The organism is Ruegeria sp. (genome assembly GCF_965243365.1).
In the GTDB taxonomy this organism is placed as follows: domain Bacteria; phylum Pseudomonadota; class Alphaproteobacteria; order Rhodobacterales; family Rhodobacteraceae; genus Ruegeria.
In genome coordinates, this window is the sequence record NZ_CBDEUW010000002.1 from 1,803,324 (window position 1) to 1,815,000 (window position 11,677).

The 11,677-nt window shown below is 58.3% G+C and carries 9 protein-coding genes and 1 pseudogene (1 of these 10 running past the window's edge); 4 read left to right on the forward strand and 6 right to left on the reverse strand.

Annotation, left to right across the window (positions count from 1 at the left end):
• Positions 1-32 precede the first annotated feature (32 nt).
• The 4 genes from ACP0GE_RS12600 to ACP0GE_RS12615 all read right to left on the reverse strand — a co-directional run bounded on the left by ACP0GE_RS12600 (position 33) and on the right by ACP0GE_RS12615 (position 4,741).
• The gene (locus ACP0GE_RS12600) at positions 33-320 is read right to left on the reverse strand and encodes an HU family DNA-binding protein (RefSeq protein WP_170453278.1); all 288 of its coding nucleotides are present in this window, start codon (positions 318-320) and stop codon (positions 33-35) included.
• A 130-nt stretch (positions 321-450) separates the two neighbouring features.
• Positions 451-1,914, reverse strand: coding sequence for an AMP nucleosidase (locus tag ACP0GE_RS12605; protein WP_424832286.1), 1,464 nt, complete (start codon positions 1,912-1,914; stop codon positions 451-453).
• Positions 1,911-3,713, reverse strand: coding sequence for an adenine deaminase (gene ade, locus ACP0GE_RS12610; RefSeq protein ID WP_424832287.1), 1,803 nt, complete (start codon positions 3,711-3,713; stop codon positions 1,911-1,913). The genes ACP0GE_RS12605 and ade overlap by 4 nt, the downstream gene beginning before the upstream one ends.
• A gap of 146 nt (positions 3,714-3,859) precedes the next feature.
• On the reverse strand, positions 3,860-4,741 hold the full coding sequence (locus ACP0GE_RS12615) for a LysR family transcriptional regulator (protein ID WP_424832288.1): 882 nt from the start codon (positions 4,739-4,741) through the stop codon (positions 3,860-3,862).
• A gap of 110 nt (positions 4,742-4,851) precedes the next feature.
• Here ACP0GE_RS12615 and ACP0GE_RS12620 point away from each other — a divergent pair, with 110 nt between their 5' ends.
• Both ACP0GE_RS12620 and ACP0GE_RS12625 read left to right on the forward strand, forming a co-directional pair.
• The gene (locus tag ACP0GE_RS12620; protein WP_424832289.1) at positions 4,852-5,607 is read left to right on the forward strand and encodes a class II aldolase and adducin N-terminal domain-containing protein; all 756 of its coding nucleotides are present in this window, start codon (positions 4,852-4,854) and stop codon (positions 5,605-5,607) included.
• Between the two features lie 18 nt (positions 5,608-5,625).
• Positions 5,626-6,612: a sterol desaturase family protein gene (locus ACP0GE_RS12625; RefSeq protein WP_424832290.1), complete on the forward strand. Its 987-nt coding sequence runs from the start codon at positions 5,626-5,628 to the stop codon at positions 6,610-6,612.
• Between the two features lie 3 nt (positions 6,613-6,615).
• On the opposite strand, the gene ACP0GE_RS12630 is transcribed toward ACP0GE_RS12625, so the two are convergent.
• A complete protein-coding gene (locus ACP0GE_RS12630) occupies positions 6,616-7,248 on the reverse strand; it encodes a class I SAM-dependent DNA methyltransferase (RefSeq protein ID WP_424833851.1) in 633 nt (210 codons plus the stop codon).
• Positions 7,249-7,335: 87 nt separating this feature from the next.
• Between ACP0GE_RS12630 and ACP0GE_RS12635 the strand changes: the two genes are divergently transcribed.
• A complete protein-coding gene (locus ACP0GE_RS12635) occupies positions 7,336-8,193 on the forward strand; it encodes an SDR family oxidoreductase (protein WP_424832291.1) in 858 nt (285 codons plus the stop codon).
• Between the two features lie 15 nt (positions 8,194-8,208).
• Here ACP0GE_RS12635 and ACP0GE_RS12640 read toward each other — a convergent pair.
• Positions 8,209-9,671, reverse strand: a pseudogene (locus tag ACP0GE_RS12640) (NAD-dependent succinate-semialdehyde dehydrogenase).
• Positions 9,672-10,088: 417 nt separating this feature from the next.
• Between ACP0GE_RS12640 and katG the strand changes: the two are divergent.
• Positions 10,089-11,677: the 5' portion of a catalase/peroxidase HPI gene (katG, locus tag ACP0GE_RS12645; protein ID WP_424832292.1), read on the forward strand. It continues 613 nt past the right edge of the window; the window shows 1,589 of its 2,202 coding nt (coding positions 1-1,589); the start codon lies at positions 10,089-10,091; the stop codon falls past the right edge of the window.

The window sequence follows — 11,677 nt, forward strand, 5'->3', positions numbered from 1 at the left end:
GGCCCTCAATCATGTCGCGGTGAAAGCTGAAATCAGCCGTTCACGCTGTCCTTCAGAGCTTTTGCAATGGTCATCTTGACCACTTTGTCCGCTTCTTTCTTGAACTGCTCGCCGGTGGCGGGGTTGCGCACCATGCGCTCGGGGCGCTCGCGGCAGTAGATTTTGCCAACGCCGGGCAGGGTCACAGCACCGCCAGCCGAAACTTCGCGTGTGATCAGGCCGGTGATGGCCTCCAGCGCGGAGTTCGCGGATTTCTTGTCGGTTCCCATTTCCTCAGCGAGAGCAGCAACCAGCTGAGTCTTTGTCATAGGCTTTGCCATTTCTTGGTCTCCTTAACGTGCCCGATACATAGGGCCTCACCGCGTAACTGTAACGGGATATTGTGGGCGAACACAACGAATAGTAGCGTGGAAAACCCTAAAAATATGGGGAAATCGTTGCTTTTTTGCTTCAGAGGAAGGCTGTTTCATCAAATGAACGCAATTTCCGGCTGTGCAGACGCTCTAACGGCATGCCGCGCAAGTGCTCCATCGCCCGTATTCCGATCGCCAAATGACGGCTGACTTGTGTGGTATAGAAGGATGACGCCATGCCTGGCAACTTCAATTCTCCATGCAATGGTTTGTCTGAAACGCATAGCAAAGTGCCATAAGGAACCCGGAACCGATAACCGTTCGCGGCGATGGTGGCGCTTTCCATGTCCAGTGCGATGGCGCGCGACTGGCTGAGCCGCTGCACCGGGCCGGATTGATCGCGCAACTCCCAGTTACGGTTATCGACCGAAGCGACGGTGCCGGTGCGCATGATCCGCTTCAACTCATAGCCTTCCAGTTCGGTGACCTCGGCCACGGCCTGTTCCAGTGCGACCTGAACCTCGGCCAATGGCGGGATCGGCACCCAGACTGGTAGATCATCATCCAACACCTTGTCTTCGCGCAGGTAAGCGTGGGCGAGGACAAAGTCGCCAAGGGCTTGTGTGTTGCGCAGACCGGCGCAATGGCCGACCATCAGCCACGCATGGGGGCGCAGCACCGCGATATGGTCAGTTGCAGTTTTGGCGTTGGACGGGCCAACGCCAATATTGACCAGAGTGATACCAGATCCATCCGCACGCTTGAGATGATAGGTCGGCATCTGTGGTAGCTTGAGCGGTTGTTCCAGCGTCGCCTTCGGGTCCGTGATTTCAACATTCCCGGTGGAAACAAAAGCGGTGTAGCCGCTGGTTGGGTCGGCCAGCTGTTCCCGCGCATAGGATTCGAATTCCGAGACATAGAACTGGTAGTTGGTGAACAGCACGTGGTTCTGGAAATGGCTGGGATCGGTCGCGGTATAGTGCGCCAGGCGGGCCAGTGAATAGTCGACGCGCTGGGCGGTGAACAGGGCCAGGGGGCCAACCTCGTCCTCGGCGTCGTGGACTCCGTTGACGATGTCATCATTTGTGGTCGTCAGGTCGGGTACGTCGAACACGTCGCGCAGAGTGAACCCGGCCGCGCCCTGATGGGGGACCACCAGGTCAGGGTTATTGGCGACGGCGAAATGTACCGGAATTGGCGTATCCGATGCGCCGATAGTGACCGGCTGATCGTGGTTTTTGATAAGCAAGGCGATCTGCTGCGTCAGGTAGGACCGGAACAGATCAGGGCGGGTGACAGTTGTGACATGCACGCCTGGCTCGGATACATGGCCAAAGCTTAACCGGCTATCAACCTGAGCATATGAGGCAGTTTTGATGCGTATTTCCGGGTAGTATGCTCTGAACCGTGTGCTGGACGTGCCATTCTTCAGTGCGTCGGCGAAGCAATCGCACAGGAATTCGGTGGCCTGCTTATAAAGGTCTTCCAACCGAGCAACGGCGGCCTTGGGATCGGTAAACTGTTCGGGCTTTGGCGCGTCTGGTGTTTTTGTTGTTGTCATGCAAGGGGTTCCAAAAGATCGATCTTTTCAAAAGTGCGCACATCCACCAGCCCTAGGTCCGAGATTCGCAGTTCCGGAATCACGACAAGGGCCAGCAGCGAATGCTGCATATATGCGTTGTTGAGCGTACAGCCGCAGGCCTGCATCGCCGCGACCATGGCATCAGCCTTGGCGGCAACCTCGGCAGCGGGGCTGTCGGACATCAGGCCGGCGATGGGCAATTCGACCATCGCCAGTTCCTGCCCGTCACGGAAAATGGTGATGCCGCCTCCGACTTCGGCAAGCCGGTTGGCCGCCAAGGCCATCTGCTCGCGGTCGGTGCCAACGACAATCATATGGTGGCTGTCATGCGCCACGGTCGAGGCCATGGCCATTTTACCCTGATAGCCAAACCCTGAGACAAAGGCGTTCGTAACCCCTCCGGTCGCGCGGTGGCGTTCGACAAGGGCGATCTGACAGACATCTCCGTCGCCTTCGGCAAGACCTTCGATTATGGGTAATTCTGCCTTTAGAGCCTTTGTTGGAGCCTGATTTTCAACGACACCGATCACATTTGCGCGTACGCGATTTGCCCCGGAAGGTGCCGGGATTTCAAAATCCGAAGCGCCAAGAGTATGACCCAGATGTACCGTGTTTCGGGCACTTTCGGGCCAGTTCAAATGCGGGCACTCGACTGTGATGGCACCGTTTTCGGCCACGATTTGGCCTCGGGCGATAACTGTTTCAATCGGCAGCTTCTTTAGATCCGAAGACAAAATGACATCGGCGCGCCGCCCCGGGGTGATTGATCCGATTTCGCGCTCCAGCCCGAAATGGGTGGCGGTGTTGATCGTGACCATCTGAAGGGCGATCAGCGGATCGCACCCGCAGGCAATCGCGTGCCGGACGACACGGTTCATATGCCCCTCATTTACCAGTGTTCCAGAATGGCAATCATCAGTGCACAGGATGAAATTGCGCGGGTCCAGACCCTTTTCCGTCACTGCCGTAATCTGGCTTTCCACGTCATACCAGGCCGAGCCCAGCCGCATCATCGATCGCATCCCCTGCCGCACCCGCGCGATAGCATCGGCCTCACACGTGCCTTCATGATCATCCGCCGGTCCGCCAGCAACATAAGCGGCAAAATCAGACCCTAAATCGGGCGAAGCATAGTGTCCGCCCACAGTTTTGCCTGCCCGCTGAGTCGCGGCGATTTCGGCCAGCATCTTGGGATCGCCATGGATCACACCAGGGAAGTTCATCATTTCTCCCAGACCGATGATCCCGGGCCAGTTCATTGCTTCGGCGACGTCATCTGGGGTGATCTCGTAGCCTGTCGTTTCCAACCCCGGCGCTGAAGGCGCGCACGAGGGCATTTGGGTATAGATATTCACCGGCTGCATCATCGCTTCGTCATGCATCATGCGCACGCCGTCCAAGCCCAGCACATTGGCGATTTCATGGGGGTCCGTGAACATCGAAGTGGTCCCATGCGGGATCACGGCACGGGCGAATTCGGCGGGGGTCAGCATGCCCGATTCGATATGCATGTGGGCATCGCACAGGCCCGGAATCAAATAGCGCCCCTTCGCTTCGACGATCTGAGTCTCGGGACCGATACAATGGCTGGCATCCGGCCCAACAAAGGCAATGCGACCTTGGGCAATTGCGATGTCGTGATCCGGCAGCGCTTCGCGGCTGTGAACATTGATCCAGATACCGCCGCGGATCACCATATCGGCGGGCTCGCGCCCTGCGGCAACTGCGATCAGGTGGGGGGCGGTGTCGGGCCAGCTGGGAAAAGGTGTGTATTCCATGGCCCAACTTTCCCTAATGCGCGGAAAGGTGCAACCCCCGCCAAGCCGCTATCATGAAACCGTCACGAAGGTCTGCGGCAGGGCTATCGGGGTGACTGGATGAAAGTCACGTGGCGCAGAAAGGCAGCGCCTGTCTGAGTGGAGGTCTATGTCTGATTTGTTGCCACGGGCGGCATCTGCGCGCGTAGCCAATTGGCAAAGACGAGTGCCCCAGGAGTTTCCTCGGCCTGCGGTGACAGCAGCAGATAATAAGCCTCGGGCATCGCGGTGCGATGCTGGAACGGCGCGATCAGGCGGCCCTCTTCGATCAGGTGGCCTGCGATGGCATCGTGGGTCAGGCACAACCCACCGCCCGCCATCACGGCTGACAGGCAGACAAGGTAGGTGGTTGTGTAGGTAATGGGCGGATTCGTCCATATTAGAGCCTGATCTTCTGCCCAACCCGCCCAGTTCGACAGCAGGTTAGAGCAATCGAACAGCGGATGCTGTTGCAGGGTTTCCAAAGTGACCTCATACCCAGGGGCGCACACTGGATAATAGTCTCCGGTCAGCAGCAACTCGGTTCTGACCCTGTCGGCAGGGCGAAGGGAAAATCGAATCTCAACCGCCGCGCCTTCGGCCATTTCGCGGGGCTCCCACAGATCGGTAAAGACGTTCAACTGCACCTCGGGGTGCTGTGCCTGAAACTGCGGCAGGCGTGGCGCCAGCCAGTTGACCGCAAAGGTGAGGTTACATTGAACCTGAACCGCGTTTTGCTGCGCGCCAGTCACGGCCTGTGTGCCGCGGACCAGAGTTCGAAAAGCCTCTCGCACGACGGGCAGATAGGTGATTCCGGCTTCGGTCAGTTCCAGTACACGGGGGCGGCGTAGAAAAAGAGGCTGGCCCAGATAGGCCTCCAGCGCTTTGATCTGCTGACTGACCGCACTTTGCGTCATATTCAGATCTCGGGCGGCATCGGTAAATGACAAGTGGCGGGCGGCCGCTTCGAACGTGCGCAGCCAGCCCAGCGGGGGAAGGGGTTTGTGCATCTGCATAACTCAGCCATTAGTTCAGCTAATGGGATAGGTCGGTTTTTTTCGTTGGTCAAATGTCGGAGTGACGGGCACGATTTGACCCAGAATCCAAAGGGAGCTTCGAGATGAGCGTTGCCAACCTGCGTCAGAACATTGATCACTGGCCCGAACGGGTCGATATGGCGGCTGCTTTTCGTTGGACCGAACGGCTGAATATGCACGAGGCCGTTGTCAATCATTTCAGCCTGGCGGTCAACGAAGATGGTACGCAGTTCCTGATGAACCCCAATCAGGTGCATTTCTCGCGTATTCACGCCTCGGACTTGCTGCTTTTGGACGCGAATGACCCGGAGGTGATGGCGCAGCCCGGGGCACCTGATCCAACAGCCTGGGGGCTTCATGGGTCGATCCACAGACATTGTCCGCATGCGCGGTGCGTTATGCATGTCCATTCGATTTTTGCGACCGTCCTGGCGTCGCTGGCCGACAGCTCGCTGCCTCCGATCGATCAGAACACGGCCATGTTCTACAACCGTTACGTCATTGACGACGCTTTCGGCGGTTTGGCGTTTGAAAGCGAAGGTGAACGGTGTGCCGGGATGCTGTCCGATCCGCAGAAGAAGGTCATGATCATGGGCAATCATGGGGTTCTGGTGATCGGAAGCAACGTCGCAGACACCTTTAACAGGCTCTATTATTTCGAACGGGCAGCCGAAACCTATATCCGAGCGCTGCAAACCGGGCAGCCTTTGCGGGTTCTGTCTGACGAGATTGCCGAGAAGACCGCAAAAGAACTGGATCACTATCCCGGACAGGCCGAAGCGCATCTGCGCGAGATCAAGGCAGTTCTGGGCGCCGAAAACTCGGACTACGCAACCTGATGAGCAAGGGGGCCCGCCATGGCCGATGTGCATGATCCCGAAGCGGTACGCTGGAACTACAAGCCCGAAGGACCGGTTGGCCTAAATCCTCTTTTCAGTTGGCCGCCCCAGCCGATGGCGGTGCTGCGCTGGTATCAGGGCGCGTGGCTTCCTTTGACGTCGCTTACGCTATGTATGGGTTTTGCGCTGGTGGTCTATTTTGCCTTTCTGCCGCCGCTGGAAGCGATGCAAAGTTTTGCGCCGGGCTGGATGTTTCGCGTCTGGTTATTGAACATGGTGCCGCAGATTCTGGTCGCAGGCGGCCTGCATTGGTGGCTGTACATGCGCAAGGGGCAGGGCATGTATAAAAAGTTCGACCGGCGTGATCTGACCCGGGACAACGGAACCTTCACCTTCCGCAATCAGGTATTGGATAACATCTGGTGGACCTTGGGCAGCGCGATGACCGTGGCAACCGTTTACCAATGGGTGATCTATTGGGCCATGGCCAACGGATTTGTCCCTATTGTGACCTGGGCGGCATCGCCGGTCTGGTTTGTTGTCTGGATGGCGCTGATTCCGATGTGGTCGGGCTTGCATTTTTATTGGGTGCACCGGTTGGAGCATCATCCAAAGCTGTACAAACATGCTCACGCGGTCCACCACCGGAACGTCAATGTCGGTCCATGGTCCGGAATCTCGAACCATTGGTTCGAGAACGTTCTGTATTTCACGACCTATTTCGTCCACCTGATCATCCCGTCCCACCCGCTGCATTTGCTGTTTCACGTATATTTCCAGCAGCTCAGCCCGGTTCTCTCACATTCCGGATTTGAAAAGCTGAAAGCCGGGGATACGGATGCGGCGCGTGCCGGAGATTTCTTTCACCAACTGCACCATCGATATTTCGAGTGTAACTATGGCACATCCGAAATCCCTTTCGACAAGTGGTTCGGCACGTATCACGATGGGTCAGCCGAGGCGACGACGCGTACCCGGGCTTACAAGAAACAGATGTATACCTGACGCTTAGGACTTTTCGAACAGGGCGACAAAGGCCTCGTCGTCTTTGTTTGGCCCTGCGGCGAGGTTGCCGAAAATGCGTACCGGAGCCAGAGTCAGGTTATGAATGCGCCCGTTTGACAGTTGTTGCAGAGCGTCAGCAAAGCCAAGTGCCTCGTAGTGATGGGCGTTGATTGAAATCGCGAATTGTGCGCCCGTGCGGGCGGCGCGAAGCAGGGCGGGCAGAACGTCTGGGCCCAAATGGCCATGGGTGAACGTACCTGACGACACGATACCTGCGTAACTGTCGCGCGGAACTGGCAGGCCCTGATGCAAATCCGCCTCGATCGCATCCCGGTAGATATCCTTGCGCATCGCCTGATCCAGCATGGCAGCGCTGATATCCGCGGCGTCGATCGGTCCCACGCCCAGCCCCGACAGAACCGCCCCGCACAGCCCGGTTCCGGCACCGACATCCAGCACCGGCCCTTGCCCGCCAGCCTTAACAAAGGCGCGCGCGGTGTGGATGTGAAGCTGATAATCTTCCAGCGCTGCAAACCCTTCGTCATAGTCTCCGGCCCATTCGGCATAGAGGCGTTTGTTGTCTTCGGGTGTTCTCAGCGCATAGGCGGCGTGAAGGTTGGGTGTTTTTTCACTCATCATGTCATGAAGGCGCATAGACAGATTCGAATCAAGTGCGTCCATCCGGCGCTTGCATCCCGCTGTTGGGCAGATCATCAAGGGTGCATGACAGGCACATTATTCTCATTCGGACATGGCTATTCCGCCCGGGCGGTGTCGCGCCTATTGGCGCCGCAGGGTTGGCGTGTGATCGGAACCTCGCGCGATGAAAACCAGATGGGTTCGATCCGTGCCTCGGGTGCCGAGCCGATGGTGTGGCCGGGATCGCAACCCGATTTCGAAGGCGTCACGCATCTGCTGATTTCGACTGCACCAAAGGCAGACGGGGATCCTGTTTTGGCAGAGTTGCACGATCAGATCGCGGCGCGGGCAAAACAGTTTGCATGGGTTGGGTATTTGTCGACAACGGCGGTTTACGGCGATCATCAGGGCGGTTGGGTGGATGAAACCACACCCCCGGCTCCGACCGCCGAGCGGGGTCGCTGGCGTGTCCGGGCCGAGGAGCAATGGGCCGCAATTCCGGGCCTGCCCCTGCATATCTTCCGGCTGGCAGGAATATACGGGCCGGGGCGCGGACCCTTTTCGAAACTGCGCCGCGGCGGGTTGCGCCGGATCATCAAGCCGGGGCAGGTGTTTTCACGTATTCACGTGGATGACATCGCTCGGGTTCTGGCCGCGTCGATGGCCAAGCCCAACCCGGGTGCGATCTATAATGTCTGTGATGACGAACCCGTACCGCCTCAGGACGTGATCGGATATGCGGCGGAACTGCAAGGTCTGCCCCTGCCGCCAGCGGTTCCTTATGAAGAAGCAGACATGACCCCGATGGCGCGCAGTTTTTATAATGAGAACAAGCGCGTGCGGAACGATCGGATCAAGACCGAACTGGGAGTCACATTACGCTATCCCAATTATCGCGTGGGGTTGGAGGCGCTGATGAAGGAACCGGGCAACGCCTCCTGACGCGTTTCCGGGCGTTTACTCGGCGTCGATGCCGCCCATGCAAACGTATTTCATCTCCATGAAATCATCGAGCCCGTAGCGCGAGCCTTCACGGCCCAGACCGGACATTTTGACCCCACAAACGGTGCTTCGGCGGTCGAGATCAGGCCGGTGTTGACGCCGACCATGCCATAATCCAGCGCCTCGGACACACGCCAGGCGCGGGCCAGATCGCGGGAATAGAAGTATGAGGCCAATCCGAACTCGGTGTCATTGGCCGAAGCGACAACTTCGGCCTCGGTGTCGAACTTGAACAGAGGTGCAACAGGACCAAAGGTTTCTTCGGTCGCGACGGCCATATCCGAAGTGACGCCGGTCAGGATGGTGGGTTCAAAGAATGTGCCGCCCAACGAATGTGCCTTGCCGCCCAGGGTGATTTCGGCCCCTTTTGAAGTGGCGTCCGAGATATGTTCGGCCACTTTGTCCACCGCGGCCTGATCGATCAGCGGGCCAAAGACGATGCCCTCATCAAAACCATTGCCGGTGGGCAGGGTCGCCACTTTGGCTGCAAGCTTCTCGGCGAAGGCGTCATAGATACCGGACTGCACGTAGATCCTGTTGGCGCAGACGCAGGTTTGACCATTGTTGCGGAACTTGGCGATCACCGCACCTTCGACAGCCGCATCCAGATCGGCGTCGTCGAACACGATAAAGGGCGCGTTGCCGCCCAGTTCGAGCCCCAGCTTCTTGATCGTCGGCGCGCATTGCGCATAAAGCAGCGCTCCGATTTCGGTCGATCCGGTAAAGGTCAGCTTTTGCACGGTCGCGTTGCCGGTCATCTCGCCGCCGATTCCCCGGGCCGAGCCGGTCACGACCGAGAACAACCCCTCGGGCAAACCGGCGCGTTCGGCCAGAACGGCCAGTGCAATTGCCGAAAACGGGGTCTGGCTGGCCGGTTTCAATACCATCGAGCATCCTGCCGCCAAGGCCGGGCCCGCCTTTCGGGTGATCATCGCATTGGGGAAATTCCAGGGTGTAATCGCAGCAACAACGCCGATGGGCTGTTTGATGGTCACGATCCGCTTGTCGGGTGCATGGCTGGGGGTGACGTCGCCATAGGCACGGCGGGCCTCTTGAGCGAACCACTCGATAAAGCTGGCACCATAAGCGATCTCGCCCTTGGCTTCCGCCAGGGGCTTTCCTTGCTCAGCGGTCAGGATAGCGCCCAGATCATCCTGGTTTTCCATCATCAGCTCGTACCAGCGCAGCAGGATCTGGCTGCGCTCTTTGGCGGTGCGTTTGGCCCAGCCATGACGCGCGGCCTCGGCTGCCGCGATGGCCTCAGCAGTCTCGGCCGCACCCAGATTGGGGACATGACCGATCACGTCGCCCGTGGCTGGATTGGTGACGGCCAGCCCGGTCCCGGCTTCCGCATCAATCCAACGCGCGCCGACAAGCGCAGACTGGCGCAACAAACTGGCGTCTTTGAGTGTGATCATCGCTGAATCCTTCGAATATCTTTTGGATGTGTTTCGGTCCTCATCACTCGAAACAGCGCGACCTTAGCGGCACAATGCCGGAGCGGGAAGACAGCGCTGCGAAAACGTGAATTGGCATAAACTTGATGGCTGTCGCCACACTGCTTTGGTGCGGGCACCATCCCTCGTTATGATATAATCAAAAGCTATCGCATCGATCCAAAAACAAAACTTTTTTGCATGGTATGCATTTGCTAACTTAGAACCATTCAAGAAGATCGAGTCGCTGATGCATTCCCCACGAACCATTGCTGAAATCAAATCGCGCGGATGGGTGGCTTTTCAGGAATACTTCAAGAAACCTCAGTCTTCTTGTTGCAATGCTCACCCCGGAATTACCCACGCGAGTTAAGACCTCAGCCAGGATTGGAGATTGAAATGGATGGAAGTGACAACCCGAATGCCGGCAAATGCCCTGTTATGCATGGCGCCGAGGCCCGGACCAACCGGGACTGGTGGCCGAACCAGCTGAACCTTTCGATCCTGCATCAACACGCACCCGCCTCGAACCCGATGGGTGAGACGTTCGACTACGCGGAAGAGTTCAAGAAGCTCGACCTGAAGGCGTTGAAAGAGGACCTTTACGCGCTGATGACCGACTCGCAGGATTGGTGGCCAGCGGATTACGGCCACTATGGCGGCCTGTTTATTCGTATGGCGTGGCATGCGGCGGGCACTTATCGGACGGCGGATGGCCGCGGCGGTGCATCAACCGGTAATCAGCGTTTCGCACCGTTGAATAGCTGGCCGGACAACGGCAACCTGGATAAGGCGCGTCGTCTGCTGTGGCCGATCAAACAGAAATACGGCAACCAGATTTCGTGGGCTGACCTGTATATTCTGGCCGGAAACTGTGCCATCGAATCCATGGGCGGCAAGACATTCGGCTTCTCGGGTGGCCGGGAAGACATTTGGGCACCGGAAGAGGATATCTACTGGGGTGCCGAAACCGAATGGCTGGCCCCGACCGAGAATCCGCACAGCCGCTATTCGGGCGAGCGTGATCTCGAAAACCCGCTGGCTGCCGTGCAGATGGGCCTGATCTATGTGAATCCCGAAGGCCCGGATGGTGAGCCGAACGTTCTGGCCTCGGGCCGCGACATACGCGACACCTTTGGCCGGATGGCGATGAATGACGAGGAAACCGTGGCTCTGGTCGCCGGTGGCCACACCTTTGGTAAGGCCCATGGCGCGGGTGACCCCGATCTGGTTGGGCCTGAGCCAGAAGCCGCTCCGATCGAGGACATGGGCTTTGGCTGGATCAACAAGTTCGGCTCGGGCAAGGGGGATGACACCACCACCAGCGGCATCGAGGGTGCGTGGACTGCGAATCCGATCAAGTGGGACAATGGCTATTTCGACCTGCTGTTCGGCTATGACTGGAACCTGACCAAGAGCCCCTCGGGCGCTTATATCTGGGAACCGGTGAACGTCAAAGAAGAGGACATGGCCCCAGCGGCGCATGATCCGTCCAAGAAGGTCAAGACCATGATGACCACCGCCGATATGGCGATGCGCATGGACCCGATCTATGGCCCGATCTCAAAGCGGTTCCACGAGAACCCGGAAGAGTTCCAGGATGCGTTTGCCCGTGCATGGTTCAAGCTGACTCACCGCGACATGGGTCCTCGCGCGCGTTATCTGGGGGCCGAGGCGCCCAGCGAAGAACTCATCTGGCAAGACAACGTCCCGGTCGTCGATCACGAACTGATTGACGATACCGATGCGGCCGATCTGAAATCCAAGATTCTCGCAACCGGGCTGTCGGTCTCAGATCTGGTGTCGACCGCATGGGCCTCGGCCTCAACTTTCCGCGGATCTGATATGCGCGGCGGTGCCAATGGCGCGCGCGTCCGTCTGGCCCCGCAAAAGGATTGGGATGTCAACGAGCCGCTGAAACTGTCCAAGGCGCTTGATGCGCTGGAAGGCGTTCAGAAGGCGTTCAATGATGCGCAATCGGGCGGCAA